General features: G+C 51.8%; 22 protein-coding genes and 1 other RNA gene. 18 read left to right on the forward strand and 5 right to left on the reverse strand.

Annotation, left to right across the window (positions count from 1 at the left end; translation table 11 throughout):
- The first annotated feature begins 8 nt into the window (after nucleotides 1-8).
- The 4 genes from murA to hisC all read left to right on the forward strand — a co-directional run bounded on the left by murA (nucleotide 9) and on the right by hisC (nucleotide 4,524).
- Nucleotides 9-1,271, forward strand: a complete 1,263-nt coding sequence (gene murA, locus BFW38_RS03075) for a UDP-N-acetylglucosamine 1-carboxyvinyltransferase (RefSeq protein ID WP_068997072.1) — start codon at nucleotides 9-11, stop codon at nucleotides 1,269-1,271.
- 16 nt (nucleotides 1,272-1,287) lie between these two features.
- Nucleotides 1,288-1,968 (forward strand): ATP phosphoribosyltransferase, encoded by a 681-nt coding sequence (gene hisG / locus BFW38_RS03080; protein WP_068997073.1) that lies wholly within the window; start codon nucleotides 1,288-1,290, stop codon nucleotides 1,966-1,968.
- 151 nt (nucleotides 1,969-2,119) lie between these two features.
- A complete protein-coding gene (gene hisD, locus BFW38_RS03085; protein ID WP_068997074.1) occupies nucleotides 2,120-3,448 on the forward strand; it encodes a histidinol dehydrogenase in 1,329 nt (442 codons plus the stop codon).
- Nucleotides 3,445-4,524 carry a histidinol-phosphate transaminase gene (gene hisC, locus BFW38_RS03090; protein WP_068997075.1) on the forward strand — a complete coding sequence of 360 codons (1,080 nt, stop codon included), beginning with the start codon at nucleotides 3,445-3,447 and terminating at the stop codon, nucleotides 4,522-4,524. The genes hisD and hisC overlap by 4 nt, the downstream gene beginning before the upstream one ends.
- A gap of 144 nt (nucleotides 4,525-4,668) precedes the next feature.
- Here hisC and BFW38_RS03095 read toward each other — a convergent pair whose 3' ends face one another.
- The gene (locus tag BFW38_RS03095) at nucleotides 4,669-5,847 is read right to left on the reverse strand and encodes a Do family serine endopeptidase (protein ID WP_068997076.1); all 1,179 of its coding nucleotides are present in this window, start codon (nucleotides 5,845-5,847) and stop codon (nucleotides 4,669-4,671) included.
- A 165-nt stretch (nucleotides 5,848-6,012) separates the two neighbouring features.
- Here BFW38_RS03095 and BFW38_RS03100 point away from each other — a divergent pair, with 165 nt between their 5' ends.
- Entirely contained in the window at nucleotides 6,013-6,771 is a 759-nt protein-coding gene (locus BFW38_RS03100) for a Nif3-like dinuclear metal center hexameric protein (protein WP_068997077.1), read from the forward strand.
- 62 nt (nucleotides 6,772-6,833) lie between these two features.
- Here BFW38_RS03100 and BFW38_RS03105 read toward each other — a convergent pair whose 3' ends face one another.
- A complete protein-coding gene (locus BFW38_RS03105) occupies nucleotides 6,834-7,286 on the reverse strand; it encodes a Z-ring associated ZapG family protein (RefSeq protein ID WP_069000165.1) in 453 nt (150 codons plus the stop codon).
- A gap of 530 nt (nucleotides 7,287-7,816) precedes the next feature.
- Between BFW38_RS03105 and zapE the strand changes: the two genes are divergently transcribed.
- From zapE to BFW38_RS03145, 8 genes are all read left to right on the forward strand, one after another.
- Complete coding sequence (zapE, locus tag BFW38_RS03110) at nucleotides 7,817-8,911, forward strand: cell division protein ZapE (RefSeq protein ID WP_068997078.1); 1,095 nt, start codon at nucleotides 7,817-7,819, stop codon at nucleotides 8,909-8,911.
- 328 nt (nucleotides 8,912-9,239) lie between these two features.
- Nucleotides 9,240-9,668, forward strand: coding sequence for a 50S ribosomal protein L13 (gene rplM, locus BFW38_RS03115; RefSeq protein ID WP_069000166.1), 429 nt, complete (start codon nucleotides 9,240-9,242; stop codon nucleotides 9,666-9,668).
- A 13-nt stretch (nucleotides 9,669-9,681) separates the two neighbouring features.
- Nucleotides 9,682-10,074, forward strand: coding sequence for a 30S ribosomal protein S9 (gene rpsI / locus BFW38_RS03120; protein ID WP_068997079.1), 393 nt, complete (start codon nucleotides 9,682-9,684; stop codon nucleotides 10,072-10,074).
- 261 nt (nucleotides 10,075-10,335) lie between these two features.
- Nucleotides 10,336-10,941 (forward strand): ubiquinol-cytochrome c reductase iron-sulfur subunit, encoded by a 606-nt coding sequence (petA, locus tag BFW38_RS03125; RefSeq protein WP_068997080.1) that lies wholly within the window; start codon nucleotides 10,336-10,338, stop codon nucleotides 10,939-10,941.
- Complete coding sequence (locus BFW38_RS03130) at nucleotides 10,934-12,193, forward strand: cytochrome b (RefSeq protein WP_068997081.1); 1,260 nt, start codon at nucleotides 10,934-10,936, stop codon at nucleotides 12,191-12,193. The genes petA and BFW38_RS03130 overlap by 8 nt, the downstream gene beginning before the upstream one ends.
- A gap of 1 nt (nucleotide 12,194) precedes the next feature.
- On the forward strand, nucleotides 12,195-12,962 hold the full coding sequence (locus tag BFW38_RS03135) for a cytochrome c1 (RefSeq protein ID WP_068997082.1): 768 nt from the start codon (nucleotides 12,195-12,197) through the stop codon (nucleotides 12,960-12,962).
- A gap of 133 nt (nucleotides 12,963-13,095) precedes the next feature.
- Nucleotides 13,096-13,725 carry a glutathione S-transferase N-terminal domain-containing protein gene (locus BFW38_RS03140; RefSeq protein WP_068997083.1) on the forward strand — a complete coding sequence of 210 codons (630 nt, stop codon included), beginning with the start codon at nucleotides 13,096-13,098 and terminating at the stop codon, nucleotides 13,723-13,725.
- Nucleotides 13,726-13,742: 17 nt separating this feature from the next.
- Entirely contained in the window at nucleotides 13,743-14,279 is a 537-nt protein-coding gene (locus BFW38_RS03145) for a ClpXP protease specificity-enhancing factor (RefSeq protein ID WP_084004770.1), read from the forward strand.
- Between the two features lie 137 nt (nucleotides 14,280-14,416).
- Here BFW38_RS03145 and BFW38_RS03150 read toward each other — a convergent pair whose 3' ends face one another.
- The 3 genes from BFW38_RS03150 to BFW38_RS03160 all read right to left on the reverse strand — a co-directional run bounded on the left by BFW38_RS03150 (nucleotide 14,417) and on the right by BFW38_RS03160 (nucleotide 17,448).
- Entirely contained in the window at nucleotides 14,417-15,007 is a 591-nt protein-coding gene (locus BFW38_RS03150) for a phosphoheptose isomerase (RefSeq protein WP_068997085.1), read from the reverse strand.
- 45 nt (nucleotides 15,008-15,052) lie between these two features.
- Complete coding sequence (locus BFW38_RS03155) at nucleotides 15,053-15,430, reverse strand: YraN family protein (protein WP_068997086.1); 378 nt, start codon at nucleotides 15,428-15,430, stop codon at nucleotides 15,053-15,055.
- A 143-nt stretch (nucleotides 15,431-15,573) separates the two neighbouring features.
- The gene (locus BFW38_RS03160; protein WP_068997087.1) at nucleotides 15,574-17,448 is read right to left on the reverse strand and encodes a penicillin-binding protein activator; all 1,875 of its coding nucleotides are present in this window, start codon (nucleotides 17,446-17,448) and stop codon (nucleotides 15,574-15,576) included.
- 135 nt (nucleotides 17,449-17,583) lie between these two features.
- Between BFW38_RS03160 and rsmI the strand changes: the two genes are divergently transcribed.
- The 5 genes from rsmI (at nucleotide 17,584) to BFW38_RS03185 (ending at nucleotide 21,984) form a co-directional block, all read left to right on the forward strand.
- Complete coding sequence (rsmI, locus tag BFW38_RS03165) at nucleotides 17,584-18,480, forward strand: 16S rRNA (cytidine(1402)-2'-O)-methyltransferase (protein ID WP_068997088.1); 897 nt, start codon at nucleotides 17,584-17,586, stop codon at nucleotides 18,478-18,480.
- A 34-nt stretch (nucleotides 18,481-18,514) separates the two neighbouring features.
- An RNA gene (gene rnpB, locus BFW38_RS03170) (RNase P RNA component class A) lies at nucleotides 18,515-18,887 on the forward strand.
- Between the two features lie 19 nt (nucleotides 18,888-18,906).
- Nucleotides 18,907-19,944, forward strand: coding sequence for a 16S rRNA (cytosine(1402)-N(4))-methyltransferase RsmH (rsmH, locus tag BFW38_RS03175; RefSeq protein ID WP_084004421.1), 1,038 nt, complete (start codon nucleotides 18,907-18,909; stop codon nucleotides 19,942-19,944).
- A complete protein-coding gene (ftsL, locus tag BFW38_RS03180; protein WP_084004422.1) occupies nucleotides 19,931-20,269 on the forward strand; it encodes a cell division protein FtsL in 339 nt (112 codons plus the stop codon). The genes rsmH and ftsL overlap by 14 nt, the downstream gene beginning before the upstream one ends.
- Nucleotides 20,266-21,984 (forward strand): peptidoglycan D,D-transpeptidase FtsI family protein, encoded by a 1,719-nt coding sequence (locus BFW38_RS03185; protein ID WP_068997089.1) that lies wholly within the window; start codon nucleotides 20,266-20,268, stop codon nucleotides 21,982-21,984. The genes ftsL and BFW38_RS03185 overlap by 4 nt, the downstream gene beginning before the upstream one ends.
- Nucleotides 21,985-21,986 lie beyond the last annotated feature (2 nt).

The following is a 21,986-nucleotide window of genomic DNA, read 5'->3' on the forward strand; positions in this document are numbered from 1 at the left end:
CTTCGTCTATGGATAAATTGATTATTGATGGTGGGCACCCACTTGATGGTGAGGTGTGGATTTCGGGCGCTAAAAATTCAGCATTACCCATCTTGGCCGCGTGTTTGCTGGCTGATGGCCCCATGACAATCGGTAACTTGCCCCATTTGCATGACATCACCACCATGATCGAGTTGTTAGGGCAAATGGGTGTTGCGCCGGTTGTCGATGAGAAAATGCGTTTGGAGCTGGATGCCTCCAAGCTGACCAATACTCTGGCCCCCTATGAACTCGTGAAAACGATGCGGGCTTCGATCTTGGTGTTGGGGCCTCTGCTGGCGCGCCACGGTGAAGCTGATGTGTCATTACCGGGTGGCTGTGCTATTGGGACACGGCCCGTTAATCTGCATATTCAAGGCCTTAAGCAAATGGGGGCGGATATTCAGGTTGAAGACGGCTTTATCCGTGGCTCAGTGAATGGGCGCTTGAAGGGCGCGCATATCTTATTTGATACCGTGACCGTAACGGGTACGGAAAATCTGCTAATGGCCGCGACCCTCGCTGAAGGGACGACCGTGTTGGAAAATGCAGCGCGGGAACCTGAGGTGGTAGATCTTGCTGAATGCTTGATCGCCATGGGGGCTCAGATTAAAGGCCACGGCACCGATACGATTACGGTCGAAGGTGTTGAGCGCCTTCAAGGCTGTTTCCATGATGTTATTGCTGATCGTATCGAAGCGGGCACTTATCTCGTTGCCGCCGCAGCCACATCCGGTCGTGTTCGCGTGAACAAAATGCGCGCCGGTATTTTAGATGCGGTATTGGTCAAGCTGGAAGAAGCTGGGGCTACGGTGACCCAGGGCGATGGCTGGATCGATGTTGATATGCAAGGACGTCGACCTAAGGCAGTGAGTATCAAAACGGCGCCTTATCCTGCCTTCCCGACGGATATGCAGGCCCAGTTTATGGCCCTAAATGCGGTGGCGGAAGGAACGGGCACCGTGATCGAGACTATTTTTGAAAACCGTTTTATGCATGTGCAAGAGATGCTACGCATGGGCGCTGATATTACGGTTGAAGGTAATACTGCGATTGTTAAAGGTGTCGATCAACTGAAAGCGGCGCCGGTGATGGCGACGGATTTGCGTGCTTCGGCGAGTCTCGTTATCGCGGCCATGGTTGCAAAAGGTGAAACATGTGTTGATCGCATTTATCACATCGATCGTGGCTATGAATGTATTGAAGAGAAATTACAGTTGCTAGGTGCGCGTATTCGACGTGTGCCTGACTGAGCCATCTGGACACCTTATGTCTGAGAATAATGTAATTAAAACGTCAACTCAGGATACTTTAACGCTGGCCTTGTCGAAGGGCCGTATTCTGAAAGAAACACTACCGCTTTTGGCCGCAGCAGGCATTGAGCCTGCTGAAGATATCAGTAAGAGCCGTAAGCTAGTCTTTGACACGAATCTGCCGAATGTTCGCTTACTTGTGATTCGAGCGACCGACGTGCCGACTTATGTCGAGCTGGGTGCTGCTGATCTCGGGGTGGCAGGCAAAGATGTGCTCATGGAGCATGGTGACGAAGGTCTGTACGAGCCGCTAGATCTGGAAATTGCACACTGCCGTTTGATGACCGCTGGGATTAAAGGGGCAGCCATTCCGCAAGGGCGACGCCGTGTGGCCACTAAGTTCATTGATACGGCTAAGCGCTGGTATGCTGAACGTGGTATTCAGGTTGATTTGATTAAACTTTACGGCGGTATGGAGTTGGCCCCCATCATGGGTCTGGCCGATGAAATCGTTGATATTGTGGATACTGGCAATACGCTTAGAGCCAACGGACTTGAGCCACGTGAATGGATGGCCGATATCTCAACGCGTTTAGTGGTCAATAAAGCGGCCATGAAAATGAAGCATGTTCGTATTCAACCATTGCTTGAGCAGATGCGTGAAGCGGTCGTGCGTAAGCGGACAACTGCTGCCTAGTGTCGTCGCTTGATCTTAAATCAGTATGATCAATCAATGCCGATATTGCGGGGTGGGCCCGTAATACTCGTTCTGTAGTGCTCAGTGCTGTGATGTCGTTGTTATCACGGCGCTGGGTTTATGACTCAGGTCTGACCGGAGATAAAATCTCATGACGGATGTAAGCCTAGTGAATCGTCTTGCCACCACAGATGCTAATTTTAATAAGCGTCTGGATCATCTCTTGGCTTGGGACTCGGTGTCCAACCATGAGGTGCAGCATGCGGTTGAGGCGATTATTGCGGATGTCCGTCAGCAAGGTGACCAAGCCCTACTGACATTGACACGTAAATTTGATCGTGTTGATGCGACCTCTTTTGCTGAATTGATCTTGCCCAAGTCTCGCTTAAAAGCCGCATATGAAGGGTTGCCCGAAGCACAACGCCAAGCTTTGGAAAAAGCGGCCAGCCGTATCAAGACTTACCATGAGCACCAAAAGCAAAGCTCTTGGGAATATACTGAAGCTGATGGCACGGTGTTGGGACAGCAGATTACCCCGTTGGATCGTGCAGGGATTTACGTACCTGGAGGTAAAGCCGCTTATCCTTCTTCGGTATTGATGAACGCAATTCCAGCGAAAGTCGCAGGGGTCAAAGAAGTCATTATGGTCGTGCCGACTCCAGGTGGCGAGCTGAATGAACTGGTGTTGGCTGCGGCTTGGCAGGCGGGCGTGGACCAAGTGTTTACGATCGGCGGGGCGCAGGCGGTTGCCGCTTTGGCCTATGGGACTGAAAGCGTTCCTCATGTCGATAAGATCGTTGGGCCGGGAAATATTTTTGTGGCTACCGCTAAACGTGCCGTGTTTGGCCAGGTCGGCATTGATATGATCGCAGGCCCTTCTGAAATTCTGGTGGTGTGTGATGGTCAGACCGACCCCGATTGGGTGGCGATGGACCTCTTCTCACAGGCCGAACATGATGAAGATGCGCAAGCCATTCTGGTGAGCTGGAATGCTGATTTTATGGATCAGGTTGAAGCCAGTATGGCGAAGCTGCTGCCAACGCTGGAGCGTGAAGCGATTGCGCGTACCTCACTTGCCAATCGTGGCGCTTTGATTCATGTGCAAGATCAGGCTGAGGCGGTGAAGATGATCAACCGTATTGCGCCTGAGCATTTGGAGCTGTCTGTAGAAGACCCGCAGGCTTGGTTAAGTCAGGTGCGTCATGCGGGGGCGATCTTTATGGGGCGCCACACTTGTGAGGCGCTAGGTGACTATTGTGCCGGGCCCAATCATGTCTTGCCGACTTCGGGTACAGCGCGTTTTTCCTCGCCGTTAGGGGTGCAGGATTTCCAAAAGCGTTCGTCATTGATCTTCTGTTCTCCTGAAGGGGCTTCAACATTAGGCCAAACGGCCTCTGTGCTGGCCCGTGGGGAATCGTTAACGGCTCATGCCCGTAGTGCTGAATATCGGATTGATCCGACTGCGGAGGTGTCGAAATGAGTCGATTCTGGAGTGAAACTACTCAAAACTTGACGCCCTATGTGCCTGGCGAACAGCCGAAAATCGCTAATCTGATTAAGCTCAATACCAATGAGCATCCCCATGGGCCTTCCGCGCAAGTGATTGAGGCGATTCAGGCCGCGACGAGTGATGCTTTGCGCTTGTATCCTGATCCTGAAGCAACAGCACTGAAGCAGACGTTGGCGTCTTATTATCAGGTGAAGCCGGAACAGGTCTTTGTGGGTAATGGTTCCGATGAGGTGCTAGGGCATATCTTCCAGGGCTTGCTCAAGCATGAAGCGCCTTTGTTGTTTCCTGATATCAGTTACAGCTTTTATCCTGTTTACTGTGGACTGTATGGGATCAACTATCGACCTGTGCCGCTGGATGATGAACTTTGTCTGTGTCCACAAGATTATATGCCAGGGCCTGATCAGCCGGTTGGCGGTATTATCTTTCCGAACCCTAATGCACCAACAGGTCGTCTGTTGGCGTTAACGGCTATCGAGCAGATCCTCAATGCCAACCCTGATGTGGTGGTTGTCGTTGATGAAGCCTACATCGATTTTGGTGGCGAGAGTGCGATTTCACTGGTGTCACGTTACCCCAACTTACTCGTGGTCCAAACACTGTCTAAATCCCGCGCATTGGCAGGATTGCGTGTGGGGTTTGCCATAGGGGATGCACACTTAATTGAGGGGTTAGAGCGAGTTAAGAATAGCTTTAATTCTTATCCGTTGGACCGACTAGCGATTGCCGGTGCAGTGGCGGCCTTCAAAGATACGGCATGGTTTGAAAAGACCCGTCAGGACGTAATCAGTTGGCGTGAGACTCTGACCGCCGATCTGCAAGCATTGGGCTTTGAAGTATTGCCCTCTGCGGCCAACTTTATCTTTGTGCGTCATCCTGAGTGTGATGCGGGCGAACTGGCTGCGGGGTTGAGAGAGCAGGGCGTTATTGTTCGGCACTTTAAGCAAGCCCGCATTCAGCAGTATCTGCGCATTACGATTGGGTGGCCGGAGCAGCATAAGGCGCTGTTATCAGCGTTAAAGCCTTTGTTGTCGCGTTTGGTTTAGTGTCTTATTCGATCTAGTCTCTAGCGTGAGTATGGCAAAAAGGCGGCCTTTCAATTGAAAGGCCGCCTTTTTTAATTAATTTCTCTGTTTAATTAATTTCTCTTTTAATCAAGTTCCGTTATCAATCTCTCGCAATGGGCGGGTTTATTGTGTGGTCGGTGTTGGCCTTTGTTGAACGGTTACGGTGGTTTCGAGCCGTTTGCCATTGCGCAATACTTGTATTTTGATGCGTTGATGGGGGGGGGTTGATGCGATTTGATTCATCGACTGACGTGCATTCTCAACGGCTTGTCCATCCAGCTCAACAATGACATCACCGGGTAATAGACCCGCTTGATGGGCGGGCCCACCACGCAGTAAACCTGCGATCAACACACCTTGAGTGTTGGGCACTTGTAATGACTGGGCTAATGCAGGCGTGAGATCTTGAACTTCAACACCGAGCCAGCCGCGCACCACATAACCATTGTCAATCAAGTCTGTCATGATCTTGCGGGCCAGATCTGACGGGATCGCAAAGCCTATGCCTTGTGAGCCCCCGCTACGACTGAATATGGCGGTATTAATGCCCAGTAACTGCCCGTAAGCATTGATCAGGGCCCCGCCCGAGTTGCCCGGGTTAATCGCCGCATCGGTTTGGATAAAGTTCTCATAAGTATTGATGCCCAGGCTGTTACGCCCCAGTGCACTGATAATGCCCTGGGTCACGGTTTGCCCAACACCAAAAGGGTTACCGATTGCCAGTACCACATCTCCGATAGCGGCATCGTGGGCGCTGGCCAAGGTGATGACGGGTAGGTCATCTAAATCGACTTTCAGTACAGCCATATCGGTGTCAGGATCTGCACCAACAACAGTGGCAAACGCTTCTCGCCCATCGCGTAACGCGACTCTGATTTCATCGGCGCCGCTGATCACGTGGTGGTTGGTCAGAATATAGCCTTCAGCACTGACAATGACGCCAGACCCGAGACTGGATTGCATTCTTTTTTGGCGCGGTGGTGCGCTACGACCAAAGTAATGACGAAAGAAAGGGTCGTTGAGTAGCGGATGGGATTGTTGCTCAATAATTTTAGTGGTGTAAACGTTCACAACCGCTGGGGCTGCCAAGCGGACGGCTTCAGCATAGGAGACCGGGCCTTGCTGACGATTAATGCGAGGCAGTTCGCTCGCCTGGACTTCCGGAATAATCGTATCCGTATGTGTGGGCCGTTCGACGGGGGAGGGCTCGCCGCTTAGAATAGGGAATGTCTGGAGTAGCACCACGGCCAGTAAAATGCCGGAGATCAGTGGCCAGACAACGGCGGGTCTGAGTAAACGCATGCAAGACAGTCCTGTTATCGTCTTGGGATTAGGGCATTCATGACCCCATGGGCCAAGCGTCAATAAATGACGTGCTTTCGGCTCATTATGACAGACCTGATGCTGATCGTGGACTGTTTGATGTCATTTTGGCCGGTGACGGCGGGTTAAATCTAAGGAGTTAAGATGTCTGTACCTTTGAGTACCCTGTGTGAAGCGATGAACCAGGAACTCGCGGTTAACCAGTTTCAAGATTATTGTCCAAACGGATTACAAGTTGAGGCGAGTGACCAGGTTTCTCATATTGTGACAGGCGTGACGGCTTGCCAGGCTTTAATCGACGCGGCCATTGAACGACAAGCTGACATGCTGCTGGTTCACCATGGTTATTTCTGGAAGGGGGAAAGCCCGGCGCTAGTCGGCATGAAGGGGAGGCGTATTCGTCATTTGATGCAGCACGGGATTAATCTAGTCGCTTATCACCTCCCTTTAGATGCGCACCCTGTGCTGGGGAATAATGCCTGTTTAGCCGAGCAGTTAGGGTTGGTGACTGAAACTGGGCTGGATAGCAGTGATCATCCCATCGGCAATATCGGGATTTTGGAAACCCCTTTGACAGGCGCTGCGTTGGCGGCGCGGATTGAACAAGTGCTTGGCCGATCGCCTTTACATATTGCCGGGCATGAGGGCCTGATTCGGCGCGTTGGCTGGTGCACGGGGGCAGCCCACAGTATGCTCAACAAGGCTGCTGACCTGGGGCTGGATGCCTTTATCAGTGGAGAAATCAATGAGCCGACGGTGCATTTGGCACGAGAGCGAGGCATCGATTATTTCGCGGCAGGGCATCATGCGACAGAGCGTTACGGTGTGCAGGCTTTAGGACGCTGGCTGGCGCAACGCTTTGATGTCAGCTGTGAGTTTATCGATATTGATAACCCCGTATAACACCATGGCTCCAGCAAGCCGTGCTGGAGCCATCGTTGTCGAGCGTGATTCACTGAGGGCGATCAAGCGCCTGTACGTGGCGGTTCTTTGACATCCTGATGGGAAAAGCCAAAATCCTCAGACAGGGTCCCGCTGGTGCCTTCAGAATAATCTTTCGGTGGCTCATAATGATCCGTTGAAGGTGCGGCAGGGTCATCGTGGGTGGCTCGACGATGCTCAAGACGCTTCAATACCGTATCATCATCACACAGTCGTGAGGCATCCTGCTGCAAGCTTTGCTCAAGCTCTTCTATTTGACGCGCTAAGATGGAGAGGCCATCGGCCGTGCGGGCAAAGTGGTCATTGACACCTTCACGCGTCTGCGTCAGCTGCAACTCTGTTTCCGTCAGTTTCTGACGAACTTTCAGGTTACGCGCGACACTACTGTTGAGCAGATGATAAATCAGTGCGCCTGCACCACCGCCCAGTAAAAATGCAATCAGTACAATGATCCAAGGGGTATCAGCTAGGTTCACGCCTGGCTCCTTAATGCTTCGGCCATGCACCTGCTGCAACGGCCATGATTTCATTATATCGAGCTTAACCGGTCATTGGTCAAACATTGAGTAACAGTTGCGCTTATTTGAATGGAAACGAATAGATTTGTCTTGTGGGCTCTGATCCGATTTGTGCTGATTTTGTTGATCGGGTGTTTCTTTGTGATATCTACTGATGAATGCTCATCCAGTCGTTACCCTTTGTCCCGTTTAGGTATGAGGTCATACGTGGGGGATTGCAAGGCGTTAATGACGACAAGTTGTTGCCGGTGATGACAAGTGGTTGTCAGCCTCTTTTGAGCTGAGTCATCGATTATCTGTATAATATGCCTCTTTTGAGGTGTCGCCGGTTGTGAAGACTGCCACCTCACTGCCCACAATCCTGACGACAATACTTGATCGTCCACTGAGGCTACGCCTGAGTCGGTTGGCGCATCATCACTGTCTGTAGCCTCCGTTTTATCGAGGCTGGTCGACGTGATGGCTTGTATTGGTATAAGAGACTTTTTATGACACCCCTTGAACGTTACCAGGAAGACCTGAAGCGGGATGACTTTCATCATGATGAAGCCCAAGAAATGGCCGTGCGCCATTTGCAACGTGTCTATGATGAACTGGTGGCCTATGAACGACCTCGGCAAGGATTTCTGGATCGTTTAATGAAGCGTGATCCAGATGTTGAGCCGGTTAAAGGCCTGTACTTCTGGGGTGGGGTCGGACGGGGTAAAACGTACCTAGTCGATACTTTCTTTGATAGTTTGCCGTTTAAAGATAAGTGGCGCACTCACTTTCACCGCTTTATGCAGCGCGTCCACAATGATCTGCGCGAGTTTGATGGTGAAAAAAATCCTTTGGAATTGGTCGCCCGTAAACTGGCCTCCGAAGTGCGCGTGTTGTGCCTAGATGAGTTTTTTGTCAAAGACATCACCGATGCCATGATTCTGGCTAACTTATTGCAAGGCTTGTTTAAACGAGGCGTAACCTTGGTGACGACCTCCAATATTGTGCCCGATGGCTTGTACAAAGATGGTCTCCAGCGTGCACGATTTCTGCCGGCCATCGATTTGCTCAAGCGCTATACCGAAGTAGTGAATGTGGATAGCGGTGTTGATTACCGTTTGCGCACCTTGACGCAAGCCCGTTTGTTCCACCATCCGCTGAACGACCAGGCTGAGCAGGCCATGTTAGAGAGCTTTAAAACGATGGTGCGTGGGGCCGAAGGGCAAGTCGATGTGTCTGTCCCGATTAATCATCGGGTGATCACCGCAAAACGCTTGTATGACGGCATTGTATGGTTTGATTTTGATGCCCTGTGTGATGGCCCTCGTAGTCAAAACGACTATATCGAGTTGTCGAAGGAGTTCCACACGGTATTGCTTTCAGGTGTGCCGCAGCTCGGGCGAGAGAATGATGACCAAACGCGACGGTTTATTAATCTCGTCGATGAATTTTATGACCGTTGCGTCAAAATGATTATTTCCGCTGAAGTCGGTATTGACGAAATCTATACGGGCGGCAATTTGGCGTTTGAAATAGAGCGAACACAAAGCCGATTATTAGAAATGCAGTCTCAAGAATATCTTGAGCGTGAGCATAAGCCATAATCGCTCTTGGCAAGGCCGGGTATATCAATTGGCCCTTAACAATTCAACTCAACACACGTATAATGCGCGCTCTCTTGGCTTAGGGTGCTGAATGTTGACGGTGTTAATGTCGAAATATGTTGATGTCGAATATGTTCAAAACGCCAGCCAAGGGGTTCGAAGCACTGTAGTGCGTGTTGTTCTTTGTATTTCAAAAGCACTGAACAACCAATAAAAATAGGTAATGGTCAGTACGATCTGATTGATCGCCATGATTTATTAATCCACTGCTGTGGAATATGAATCAAAGCATCAGTTAAGTCGTGAAGACCCTGCTGAGGTTTTATTCATGAAAACTTTCTCTGCCAAGCCGCAAACAGTCACGCGTGACTGGTACCTCGTGGACGCTACCGACCTGACTTTAGGTCGTCTGTCGACTGAATTGGCACGTCGTCTGCGTGGTAAACATAAGCCCGAATATACGCCTCACGTTGATACTGGCGATTACATCGTCGTGATCAATGCTGAGAAAGTTGCCGTTACTGGCAAAAAAGCGCAACAGAAAATGTACTATCGTCATACCGGTTTCCCGGGTGGCCTGAAAGAAACTAATTTCGCCAAGCTCATCGACCATGCGCCGGAGCAGGTGATCCAGAAAGCCGTCAAGGGCATGCTGCCGAAAGGTCCGTTGGGCCGTGCTATGCTGTCCAAGCTCAAAGTTTATGCCGGTGCTGAACACCCGCATACCGCCCAGCAGCCGCAATCCCTGAACATCTAACGGAAGGTTTGTCATGTCTGTTAATCAAAACTACGGTACTGGTCGTCGTAAGACCTCTACAGCGCGTGTATTCCTGAAGCCAGGCACTGGTAATATTTCAGTTAATGGCCGTACTCTTCAGGATTATTTTGGTCGTGAAACTGCTCGCATGATCGTCATGCAGCCGCTGCAAGTGACGGATACTGCTGGGCAGTTTGATCTGCATATCACCGTTAAAGGTGGTGGCGGTAATGGTCAGGCCGGTGCGATTCGTCATGGCATTACTCGTGCCTTGATCGATTACAATGAAGAGTTCCGTCAGCCGCTGCGTGCAGCCGGTTATGTGACGCGTGATGCGCGTATGGTTGAACGTAAGAAAGTGGGTCTGCGTAAAGCGCGTAAGCGTCCTCAGTTCTCCAAGCGTTAATCCATACGGGTGTCAGGGACAAAAATTTGTCCTGCATCAAGGAAACGCCCATCCGCTACAGCGGATGGGCGTTTTTTTATGAAAAAATCAATAAGATGTCACCCCAAACGATCCACCTCAATGTTGTTTGTCGATAGAAAGGCTACATTGGGCAAGTTGGGTAGTTTTTTCTACGATTAATGTCATTTGACAGTATAAAAAAATTGGCGACAGCTGTAGTCAGTGCTGCCGGTTTGATAGAAGGATGGGGAGACACCTGAAATGAGCAATGACGGCGTGAATAAGGGGCGGCGCCGCTTCCTCGTCGGCGCGACTTCCGTCGTGGGGGCGGCGGGGGCCGTAGGCGTGGCTGTACCCTTTGTGGCTTCATGGAATCCGAGTGCCAAGGCCTTGGCTGCTGGCGCGCCCGTCAAGGCGGATATCTCCAAGCTGACCGACGGTCAACAGATGACAGTCGAATGGCGGGGGAAGCCGATTTGGATTCTTAAGCGAACTCCGGAAATGATGAAGCGGTTGGAAAGTCTTGGAGAGGATACCCTTAGGGATCCTAACTCTACGGTGGCTTCCCAGCAGCCCAGTTATATCTCTGGACCCATGCGTTCGATCAAGCCGGAAATCGGCGTCATGATCGGCATTTGTACCCACTTGGGATGTTCTCCAACGTTTCGGCCTGAGCCTGCTGCAGCCGATTTGGGAGGAGACTGGCCGGGTGGTTACTTTTGTCCTTGCCACGGCTCTCGTTTTGACTTGGCGGGACGCGTTTTCAATGGTGTACCGGCGCCAACCAACTTGGAAATTCCGCCGTACTCCTATGAGAGCGACAATGTGATTGTCGTGGGTGTGGATCAGGAGGTGGCTAATGGGTAATTCAAACCGTGCCAAAGCCGAAAGCGGCATCATGCGCTGGATTGATGATCGCTTTCCTGCGACGCAGATGTGGCAGGAGCATCTAAGCAAGTATTATGCACCGAAGAACTTCAACTTCTGGTACTTCTTTGGCTCATTGGCATTGCTGGTATTGGTGAATCAGATTCTGACTGGGGTCTGGTTGACGATGAGTTATAACCCGACTTCTGAGGGCGCTTTTGCCTCAGTTGAATACATTATGCGGGATGTCAACTACGGCTGGTTGTTGCGCTATATGCACTCAACTGGTGCCTCAGCGTTCTTTGTCGTCGTTTATCTGCATATGTTCCGCGGCATTATTTATGGTTCTTATAAAGCGCCGCGTGAACTGATCTGGATTTTCGGGATGGCGATTTACCTGGCGTTGATGGCTGAAGCCTTTATGGGATACCTGCTGCCTTGGGGGCAGATGTCTTACTGGGGGGCTCAGGTCATCATCTCGCTATTCACTGCGATTCCGGTTGTCGGTGGGGATTTGGCACAGTGGGTCCGGGGTGACTTCCTGATTTCAGGGATCACACTGAACCGCTTCTTCGCACTACATGTCATTGCCTTGCCCATTGTGTTGCTGGCGCTTGTCGTCCTGCACGTATTGGCTTTGCATGAAGTAGGGTCTAATAACCCCGATGGCGTGGATATCAAAAAACTCAAAGATGAAAATGGTGTGCCGCTAGATGGCATTCCGTTCCATCCGTATTACACCGTGAAGGATATTGTCGGTGTCGGCGTTTTCCTGCTGGTATTCTGTGGTGTTATTTTCTACTTCCCTGAAGGGGGCGGTTACTTCCTGGAAAAACCCAACTTTGAGCCTGCTAACCCCTTAAAAACACCGGAACATATTGCACCTGTTTGGTACTTCACGCCTTTCTACGCCATGCTGCGTGCGATTACTTATCCATTATTTGGTGTGGATGCCAAGTTCTGGGGGGTTGTTGTGATGGGGGCGGCGATCGCCATTCTCTTTGTGTTGCCGTGGCTCGATCGTAGCCCAGTGCGTTCCATCCGATACAAAGGTTGGATCAGCAAGGTCGCGGTGCTGTTATTTGCCATTAGTTTTATTGTGCTCGGTGTTTTAGGCGCTATTCCGACCACTAGTGGCCGGACGCTGATGGCTCAAATCGGCACCTTGGTTTATTTCCTCTTTTTCCTGCTGATGCCCTGGTATACCCGTGCAGAGCAGTGTAAACCGGTTCCAGAGAGGGTGACTGGCTGATATGAAAAAGCAACTGATTGCACTCATTATGGCGCTGGTGCCGTCATTGGCGCTGGCTGCAGGGGGGGCTGCTGTCCACCTGGATTCAATGAAACCCGATATCCATAATCAGGCTTCATTACAAAATGGTGCGCGCCTATTCGTGAACTATTGTATGGGATGCCACTCTGCCAAATTTCAGCGTTTCTCACGTACGGCTCAGGATCTAGGGATCCCGCAGTCTTTGGTGGAAGAAAACCTGATCTTTAACCCGGACCTGAAGTTTAATGACCAAATGCGGATTGCGATGCATGAGGATGATGCGGCTCAGTGGTTTGGTGCGCCGCCGCCTGATTTGTCACTGACTGCACGGCTGCGTGGACCGGATTGGATTTATACCTATCTTCGCAGTTTCTATGTCGACGACAGTCGGCCTTGGGGCGTGAATAATACGGTTTTTCCCGATGTCGGGATGCCGCATGTGCTGGCGCCGTTGCAGGGTGTAAACCGTTTGACTTGTGATCCTAATCATGTGGAGTCTGAAATCATTGACCCGCTCAAAGGCTCTGTGACTTCAACTCGGGATTGCTTTAAACAAGTCCAGGCTGGCAGTATGTCGCCACAGCAGTTTGATCATGCGGTCTATGATCTCACTAACTTTTTGGTCTATGTCGGTGAACCCAGTAAACTGCAAAGTCAGTCTATTGCTTGGAAAGTCTTGCTGTTTATTGTGTTCTTCACTATCGTGGCCTACCTGCTTAAGCGTGAGTACTGGCGCGATGTGCACTAAAGCCGTTGGCTGAGTCCTAACGCTTGATTAAGTGTGTTGAGGGCGTGCAGATTAAAAGTCTGCACGCCTTTTGCTTTATAAGGCCGCAAAGCGGTAAAATGGACGTTATTAATGTCGAGTGAGGATCTTTTCAATGGGTGTTGTGACCAAACGCTCTTCCATGACCTTCTTCTCTGATGGTGGGGATCACTATAGTCATCGTGTTCGCATTGTCTTGGCGGAGAAGGGGGTAACTGTCGACGTACTGGACATCAACCCCGATGACAAGCCGGACGAGTTGGCAGACCTGAACCCTTATAACAGTCTGCCGACGCTGCTGGATCGTGACTTGGTCCTATATGAGTCCAAGGTGATGATGGAGTACCTCGATGAGCGCTTCCCTCATCCGCCATTGCTGCCGGTTTATCCCGTTGCGCGTGCCCAAAGTCGGTTATGGATGTACCGGCTGGAAAATGAATGGTGCCCGCTAGTGGATGAAATCACCAAAGGTGCAGGGGGTAAGAAGGCGGATAAAGCGCGTAAAGAGCTACGTGAGAGCCTCTTGGGGGTTGCCCCCATTTTCCAAGAATGCACTTATTTCATGAGCGATGAGTTCAGTCTGGTGGATTGCTGTGTGGCTCCGATTTTGTGGCGCTTAGATCATATGGGCATTGAATTGCCGGAAAAACAGTGTCAGCCACTGTTTGACTATATGACACGCATTTTTGCGCGAGATGGTTTCCAGGCCAGTCTGTCTGAGCAAGAAAACGATATGCGTGGATAATGGTGAGGTCATCAGTGATGAACGCATCTAGTCGTCCCTACTTGTTACGCGGTTTGCATGAGTGGCTTTTAGATAATGGCTTGACGCCTTATGTCATTGTGGATGCTGAACAACCCGGTGTTCAGGTGCCTCAGCCTTATGTCAGAGACGGGCAGATTGTGTTGAATGTCTCGCCGGATGCGACTCGACATCTCATGATTGATAACTTTGGCATCAGTTTTAGTGCTCGCTTTGGTGGTGTAGCGATGCAGCTGAGTATTCCTGTCGCGGCCGTTATGGCAATATATGCACGCGAGAATGGTGCCGGTATGGTCTTTGGTTCAGAGCCGACTTTAGAAGCCGGGTCTGATGAGCCGTTGACGGATGATTCGGTTGATCGAGCGCTTGAGGTGGTTCATCAGTTGAAAGATGAAGATGACGTCGCGACAGAAGACACTGACTCGGCTGAATCTGAGCAAGTATGGCATGAGCCTGTCGATACAGATGATGACGACGATGATGATCACACACCTCCAGGAGGAGGGCGAGGAAGCCACCTTCGCGTGATCAAATAGTCAGCCTTGCCGTGGTAAACAGGTGTGAGTTGTAAACTGAAAGCCTGCTGTCTGAAATAGGCCATGCTGGCTTGTCAATAAAAACGCCCGTGAGTGTCATCACGGGCGTTTTTTTATGATCCACTGAAAGCGATGTCTTACATGCCGCCGAACAGTTGCTCATCAATCAGATCACACAAACAGTGAATGACCAGTAAATGCACTTCTTGAATACGTGCGGTGACATCACTGGGCACACGGATTTCGCAATCCTCCGCGGTCATGAGTGATGCCATATTGCCGCCATCTTTACCACTGAGCGCCACGACCTTCATATCCCGCTCATGGGCGGCTTGAATCGCTTGAATAACATTGGCGGAGTTGCCGCTGGTTGAGACCGCTAACAAAACATCACCTGGCTGCCCTAACGCTCTGATCTGTTTCGAGAAGACTTCGTTGTAACTGTAGTCGTTAGCGATCGATGTCAGTGTTGAGGTGTCTGTTGATAGCGCCATGGCGGGTAGGCTCGGGCGTTCACGCTCAAAGCGATTGAGCAGTTCAGAAGAAAAGTGCTGAGCATCGCCGGCTGAACCACCATTACCACAGCTTAGAATTTTGCCTTCATTGAGTAAGCTGTCGACCATCAGGCGACTGGCGTACTCGATATGCGCGGGCAAGACTTCGCTGGCCTGGCTTTTGGTATCAATGCTGTTATGAAAATGTGTGAGAATTCGGTTTTGAAAGTCCATGGGCGTCCTGTTGAGCTCTCGAAATGTCATCAGTTCGGCATCGGCTTAGAAGGCCTGGAAAGCGTCGCGAATCCATTGATCGATGCACGGCTGGCCTTCGTGATCCAGCACTAAGGTGATGACATCAAAACGACAAGGAGATGATAACTGTTCATGCTGCAAATAGAAATTAGCGGTGTGAATCAGTCGTTGTTGTTTTTGTCGAGTCACACTGGCCAAGGCGCCACCAAAACGATCGCTACGCCTGAGTCTGACTTCAACAAAAACACATGTATTGCCGTCCTGCATGATGAGATCGACTTCTCCCAGGCGACATAAAAAATTTTGTGTGCGTAATGTTAATCCCTGGTGTTTGAGGTAATCGCGAGCGAGGGTCTCTGCTTGATCGCCGAGACGTTGGCGAGCTGTGCGTGGCGACATCATAATGGCCCTCCATGGCCATCAATAGGGGAAGGGCCGATATAAGGGATTATCGGCCCTTCTTGCGTGCTCTGTTTTCGTTTATCGATCGTTTATTCGTTGTTGGCTGCTGTTGGCTTTACCCATCGGGCTTTGCTTATCGGGCTTTACTCATCGGGAATCAGTTGCTCGGCTAATCCTTGCTGAGCATGAATATCTTCTGGCGATAGTGGGCGAGGGCGGCCCTCTTCAAAACGTGCCCACTGTAGGTGGCGCATAATGCGTTGATGGGTTTGTGTGAGCCGACCCGTTGCTCCCTCGATTTGACTTTCCGGCAGCGCTTCTAATAAAGGCAGTCGCTCAGCCAAGGTATAAGCATCTGCCCCCATGGCATAAAGTCTTCCATAACTGTGCATGTTACCGGGCCATAACTCGGCTAATTTCTGACGCAATGGGTTATCGCGATTTTCTAAGTACCAAGGGATATCGCAAAAGGCAATGCCATCCATATCCCGATCTTGCTTCGGATCGATCTGGCCATCGAATACTGCGGAGGTGGCCAGTACAGGGAGATGGTTGGCTTTTAAATAGGCGAGTGCTGGCGTAACCTGCCGTGCGGTTCCCGGCCGTGCATGTAAGAAGAGGAAGTCGGCATCTTGACGTGCACGCGGTTCAAAGTGCATGCCCAGGCCTAAGGTCTTGACCAGCTGGCGTTTACGCTCTTCGCTCAGGTTGACTTCCAATAGTGAGCGGAGTGCTTTGTCGACATTCTGGCCGTCACCGAATGTTGCTTGGCGGGCAATGCTGCCCCCCATTTGGGTCCAGACTTGAGTAAAGCTATCCGCGACTCTTTGTCCCCAGCTGCTATTCGGTGTGAGCACTAGGGCTCGACGTAAGCCATTCTGCCAGGCTTGTTCGGCGACTTGTTGCGCTTCGTTTTCAGCGGATAAGCCAAACTCCATCAGGCCGTCAGTCTCATTATTTTTTTCTGTGCCGTAGTTTAAAGCCAGTGTGGGTAGTGGAACGCTGCGCCACTGCTCCAATTCACTTACTAAGCCTTTAGCCAGTGGGCCGATGACGACATTGGCCCCGTCGTCTTCGGCGCGATCATAAAGATCGTCGAGCGAAGTGCTTTGGGTGTCGTAAAAATGCATTTTAAGCACCGGTTGACCGGCAGCGAGGCGTTGATAGTGACGTGCCATCAAGGCATCTCTTAGCACTTGAGCGGGGCCTGCTAAAGGACCGCTGCTAGGCAGAAAAACAGCCACTTGAGCGACTGGGTTTTCGCTGAGTTGGCGCAATAGGGCCAGATCCTTGGGTAACTCTTCTCGGGCCGGGTGATCAGGCCAACGACGGAACCAGCTGGTGAGTTGCTGGTCCAGATTAACGAGGTTGTCATTGGCGGTCTGACGAATTTCGGCCAGCTCGAACCAACCGCGCAGTGTGGCGATTTTTTCTTGGTTGGCGAGCATTTTGAGCGTGTCTGGAGACAGCGCTTGTAAGTTACGCCAAATCGCTTTGCGGGTTTCGGTTTGGGCGCTGGGGTTGTTGCGCTGGAGTTGGCTGACGGCGAAATACTCTCTTGCCGCAGCCTCATGCAGGCCGATCAGTTCATAAGCGTGAGCGCGGGCAATTTGTAATTGCGTCTGTTGATCGCGGTCGAGTTGCATCAATGATGGGCTGATCTCATCGATCATCATCAATGCTTGCCAACCATCCTCAAGGTTCAATGCGGTCTGTGTGCCTAAGTGGATGAGCAGCCAACGGTCATCCATGGTGAGCATACGCCACTGGATTTTGGAGAGAATATCCAGTGCCTCCTGATCACGATTGAGCTGTGCTAGAATTTGGCCGGCTTTGAGGCGTGCTTCAGCGGCTTGGCGACCTTGGCTGCGGGCAGCCAGATCCAGCCATTGCTCGGCACTGCCTTCGGTGCCGGCAATTTGTGCCGCACTGGGGGTGGTATTTTGACCGGCGCAGCCGGCCAGCAGGAGTACGCAGACCGCTAGCAGCAGCCCGGTGAGACGGGATTGGCACTTCACGCTGTTTTCCCTCACCCTATGGTCAGTTTGACTAGAAGATATTGGTTCAATGTTCCGGTTAATCCCAGGGCGCTTTGATCGCTTTGGGTTTGATACTGGAGTTGCTTATCCTAGCCGCAAGGACTTGTTTCTATTATGTCTGATGCTCGAGCTCATGCTCATGTATTACCAGAGTCTAGCGCCGAATCCGGTGTATTGTATGTCGTCGCCACGCCGATTGGTAATTTGGCTGATCTCACCGAACGCGCAAAAGATCTGTTGTCTTCTGTTGATCTGGTTGCTGCTGAAGATACCCGCCATACTCGCAAGCTGCTAGTGTCGCTGGGCGCCAACCCTTCTATGTTGTCATTACATGATCATAACGAGCAAGGCCGCATTGCCCAGATACAGACACGACTACAAGCCGGAGAGTCTGTTGCTCTGGTTTCTGATGCCGGTACCCCGCTGATTTCTGATCCGGGCTTTACCTTGGTCCGAGCGCTTCGGGATGCAGGCCATCGGGTCGTGCCGGTGCCGGGCGCTTGTGCGCTGATTGCTGCCCTGAGTGCCAGTGGATTACCGACCGATCGGTTTACTTTTAACGGCTTTTTACCCGCTAAATCTAAAGGGCGGCGGGATCGTCTGCAACAAGTGGTGCAAGAGAGTGCCACTCAGATTTTTTATGAATCGCCCCACCGTATTATGGATACGCTTGATGACATGATGACGGTTTTTGGTGAGCACCGAGATGTGTGCTTAGCCCGCGAATTGACGAAAACCTTCGAGACGTTTTTATCGATGCCCTTGGGTGAGTTAAGAGATGCGTTGGTGGCCGATTCTAATCAGCAGCGTGGCGAAATGGTGTTGATGGTGGCGGGGCGGCGTGAAACTGATCTTGATCAGGCTTGGCCACAAGCTCAAGCTTGGCTTGAGTCATTGATGCCTTTGTTGCCGTTAACTCAGGCGTGTGCTGTGGTGGCTCGACATACCGGCATTAAAAAGAAAGCCCTTTATAATTGGGCATTGTCGCAGTCATCCGACGAAGACGCTTGAGCCTTGGGCCTAATGTCTATATCCTTGCGCAGCGGAAGTCGGCTGGACAGTCGCTGTTATCCCGTCTGATCTCTATGAGATGGCGCGATAATGGAGGAAAGTCCGGGCTCCACAGGGCAGGGTGCCAGGTAACGCCTGGGAGGCGAAAGCCTACGGAAAGTGCCACAGAGATCAGACCGCCGATGGCTGCTTGCAGCACAGGTAAGGGTGAAAAGGTGCGGTAAGAGCGCACCGCGCGGGTGGCAACATACCGCGGCACGGTAAACCCCACTCGGAGCAAGACCAAATAGGGACCCATTGGCGTGGCCCGCGCTGGGTCCGGGTAGGTTGCTAGAGCCGGATGGCGACATCCGGTCGAGATGAATGACTGTCCCCGACAGAACCCGGCTTACAGGCCGACTTCCGCCCTTTCATATAGAGTTCAGCATGACAGACCAATCCGCTTCTCAATCCTCGTCTTCTTCTTTGATCTCCTCTCATGACACAGTGTCATCGCAGGCCGCGGAGCAAGCGCGTGACCGGCACGTCACGGTTTTATTAGATGAAGCTGTTGAAGCTCTGGTGACGCGTCCGGAGGGTCGATATATTGATGGCACTTTCGGCCGGGGTGGCCATAGTCGTCTGATTTTACAGCAGCTGAATAATGAGGGACGTTTGCTGGGGATTGATAAAGATCCACGTGCGATTGCCACAGGTGAAGCTTTAGCGGCTCAAGACCCCCGTTTTCAAATTGCTCATCGCTCTTTCGCTGAGATTGAAACCTTGACCGAGACACAAGGGTGGAGCGAGCAGGTGGATGGCATTTTGCTGGACTTGGGGGTGTCATCCCCCCAGTTGGATGACCCCGAACGGGGCTTCAGCTTTATGCATGATGGCCCGCTCGATATGCGCATGGATACCAGTCAGGGCATGAGTGCGGCCGACTGGGTCGCGCGTGCGCCCGAAAAAGAAATCGCGGATGTCTTGTTTCGGTTTGGTGAAGAGCGCCACTCCAGGCGGATTGCTCGGGCGATTGTGGCCGCACGTCAAGACACGCCGATTACGCGAACGTTGCAGCTGGCTGAAATTGTCAAAGCCGCTAACCCGTCTTGGGAGAAGCATAAACACCCGGCGACGCGTAGCTTTCAAGGGATTCGTATCCATATCAACCGCGAGCTGGCTGATCTTGAGGATGTTTTAGACCGCGCTGTGCGACAGTTGCGTCCTGGTGGGCGTCTGGTCATTATCAGCTTCCATTCGTTGGAAGATCGTATGGTGAAGCGATTTATTCGAGATGCGGCGCGCGGGGATACTCATTTGCCGCCGGGTATTCCGTTAACGGAAGATCAAATCGAACGTCGTTTGAAGCCGATCGGTAAAGCGATCAAACCCAGTGCCGAAGAAATCGAAGTGAATGTTCGCTCACGCAGCGCTGTGATGCGTGTTGCAGAAAAGCTGGAGTCGGTTGGAAATGCGTTGGCGTGAGCTGTTATCCCGGTTGAGTGGCGGGCATTTATTCAGTGTTCCTCATCGACGCCATCCTCTCCTGAAAGGGGGGATGGCGTTGGCTTTGCTATTAGCCGTATTAGTCACGGCCCAGGCGCTGATCCAAGTCACCCAAACATCACGCCAACAACAAGTGCGTCTGCAAACGCTGCAAGGTGAGCAAGATGCCTTGCAAGTGGAGTGGGGGCGCCTGTTATTAGAGCAGGGCGCATTAGCTTCTCCCGCACGGATTGAGCGCCTGGCACGTGAAAAGCTTAATCTCTATCTGCCCGACCCTCACGATATTCAGGTACGCGAGCCATGAGTGGTCACTTTAAACCTGTTGCCTCTTGGCGTTTTTACTTGCTGCTCGGCATCATGGGGTTGGTGGCGGCAGGCTTGGCGGGATTTGTGGTTTGGCTGAATCTGTTTGAGCATGACTTCCTCAAGCAGCAAGGCGATGTGCGAACACTTCGTGTCGAGCCGATCACGGCGCACCGGGGAATGATTACAGACCGCAATGGCGAGGTGCTGGCCATCAGCACGCCTGTGGTGACCTTATGGATCAACCCTCAAGACTTCCCCAAAACGGCTGATGCGGTGCGCCAGCTGGCGCAGGCAGCAGGTCTCTCGCCCGTCAACTTGGCTCAGCGGCTTAAACGTTACGTCAATCATGAGTTTATGTATTTGCGTCGGCAGATGACACCGGATGAAGCCGATGCGGTACTGGCGCTGGGTTTGCCGGGTGTTCATGCCCGCGATGAGTTCAAACGTTACTATCCGCCTGGTGAAGTAGCGACCCATTTGGTCGGCTTTACCAACCTGGATGATCAAGGTCAGGAAGGGTTGGAGCTGGCTTACAATGACTACCTCAGTGGCGAGCCAGGACAACGGCGTGTTTTGAAAGATCTCAAAGGGCGTATTGTTCGTCAGTTGGCGGTTTTAAAGCCTGCCGAGCCCGGTGGTGATCTGGCCTTAAGCTTGGATATGAGGCTGCAGTATTTGGCCTATCGAGAACTCAAGGCCGCGGTACAGCAACACCATGCTGATGCCGGCAGTGCGGTGATTTTGGATGCTAAATCGGGCGAAGTGTTGGCGATGGTTAATCAGCCCGCTTATAACCCCAATAATCGCGCTCATATGGACCCCGAAAGCTTGCGCAATCGAGCCATGCTGGATTTGCTTGAGCCAGGGTCAACCGTGAAACCCATCACCGTGGCAGCTGCGTTGATGTCGGGTGAGTACACCCCCGATACGATCGTGGATACTCGCCCTGGTTATATGCGTATTGGTGGTCATACGGTGCGCGATGTGGTCGATCATGGTGTCCTCACAGTGACCCGCGTGATCACCAAGTCCAGTAATATCGGAGTCGCCAAAATGGCGATGGCTTTGCCAGAGGATGCCGTGTGGGGGCTGTTCAGCCAGTTAGGCATGGGGCGTGCGACAGGTACTGGGTTCCCCGGCGAGAGCGTCGGTCATCTACCGCCCAATACATTGGTTGATCGCGCGGTGATGGCTTATGGCTATGGGCTTTCTGTGACCCCGCTTCAATTAGCTCAGGCTTATACCCCTTTGGCTGATCATGGCCAATTACATGCGGTTAGCTTGCTGCGTCAGGATAAGCCCCAAAGCCACCAAGTGATACCGCCTAAAATTGCCCGTGAAGTCTTGGAAATGATGGAGACCGTGACTCAGAAGGGCGGCTCTGGAACACGGGCGCGTATTCCAGGGTATCGTGTTGCGGGGAAAACCGGGACCACTCACAAAGTCGGCAGTACGGGTCAATATACCAGCGAATACCGCGCCTTTTTTGCAGGGATTGCGCCTGTTTCTGATCCTCGGTTGATTGCCGTCGTTGTCGTCGATAACCCAAGAGGACGTCAATATTACGGTGGGGAGGTAGCGGCGCCGGTATTTTCCCGTTTAATGGGGGGGGCACTACGTATGTTGAATGTACCGCCGGATAACTTAAAGACGCTACCGCAAAAAGATTTACCCACGGGGAGTCTTCCCCAAGATGTGAAGGTCGCTGAATAACA

It is taken from the genome of Terasakiispira papahanaumokuakeensis (assembly GCF_001709345.1).
Taxonomy (GTDB): domain Bacteria; phylum Pseudomonadota; class Gammaproteobacteria; order Pseudomonadales; family Halomonadaceae; genus Terasakiispira; species Terasakiispira papahanaumokuakeensis.

Excerpts from the sequence above, each read along its gene's own strand:
- hisC (WP_068997075.1), top strand. The coding sequence starts at position 3,445 with ATGAGTCGATTCTGGAGTGAAACTACTCAAAACTTGACGCCCTATGTG.
- rsmH (WP_084004421.1), top strand. The coding sequence starts at position 18,907 with ATGACAGACCAATCCGCTTCTCAATCCTCGTCTTCTTCTTTGATCTCC.
- ftsL (WP_084004422.1), top strand. The coding sequence starts at position 19,931 with ATGCGTTGGCGTGAGCTGTTATCCCGGTTGAGTGGCGGGCATTTATTC.
- petA (WP_068997080.1), top strand. The coding sequence starts at position 10,336 with ATGAGCAATGACGGCGTGAATAAGGGGCGGCGCCGCTTCCTCGTCGGC.
- BFW38_RS03155 (WP_068997086.1), bottom strand. The coding sequence starts at position 15,430 with ATGATGTCGCCACGCACAGCTCGCCAACGTCTCGGCGATCAAGCAGAG.
- BFW38_RS03140 (WP_068997083.1), top strand. The coding sequence starts at position 13,096 with ATGGGTGTTGTGACCAAACGCTCTTCCATGACCTTCTTCTCTGATGGT.
- BFW38_RS03185 (WP_068997089.1), top strand. The coding sequence starts at position 20,266 with ATGAGTGGTCACTTTAAACCTGTTGCCTCTTGGCGTTTTTACTTGCTG.
- BFW38_RS03135 (WP_068997082.1), top strand. The coding sequence starts at position 12,195 with ATGAAAAAGCAACTGATTGCACTCATTATGGCGCTGGTGCCGTCATTG.
- rplM (WP_069000166.1), top strand. The coding sequence starts at position 9,240 with ATGAAAACTTTCTCTGCCAAGCCGCAAACAGTCACGCGTGACTGGTAC.
- BFW38_RS03145 (WP_084004770.1), top strand. The coding sequence starts at position 13,743 with ATGAACGCATCTAGTCGTCCCTACTTGTTACGCGGTTTGCATGAGTGG.
- BFW38_RS03150 (WP_068997085.1), bottom strand. The coding sequence starts at position 15,007 with ATGGACTTTCAAAACCGAATTCTCACACATTTTCATAACAGCATTGAT.
- BFW38_RS03130 (WP_068997081.1), top strand. The coding sequence starts at position 10,934 with ATGGGTAATTCAAACCGTGCCAAAGCCGAAAGCGGCATCATGCGCTGG.
- rpsI (WP_068997079.1), top strand. The coding sequence starts at position 9,682 with ATGTCTGTTAATCAAAACTACGGTACTGGTCGTCGTAAGACCTCTACA.
- hisG (WP_068997073.1), top strand. The coding sequence starts at position 1,288 with ATGTCTGAGAATAATGTAATTAAAACGTCAACTCAGGATACTTTAACG.
- hisD (WP_068997074.1), top strand. The coding sequence starts at position 2,120 with ATGACGGATGTAAGCCTAGTGAATCGTCTTGCCACCACAGATGCTAAT.
- rsmI (WP_068997088.1), top strand. The coding sequence starts at position 17,584 with ATGTCTGATGCTCGAGCTCATGCTCATGTATTACCAGAGTCTAGCGCC.
- BFW38_RS03100 (WP_068997077.1), top strand. The coding sequence starts at position 6,013 with ATGTCTGTACCTTTGAGTACCCTGTGTGAAGCGATGAACCAGGAACTC.
- zapE (WP_068997078.1), top strand. The coding sequence starts at position 7,817 with ATGACACCCCTTGAACGTTACCAGGAAGACCTGAAGCGGGATGACTTT.
- murA (WP_068997072.1), top strand. The coding sequence starts at position 9 with ATGGATAAATTGATTATTGATGGTGGGCACCCACTTGATGGTGAGGTG.
- BFW38_RS03095 (WP_068997076.1), bottom strand. The coding sequence starts at position 5,847 with ATGCGTTTACTCAGACCCGCCGTTGTCTGGCCACTGATCTCCGGCATT.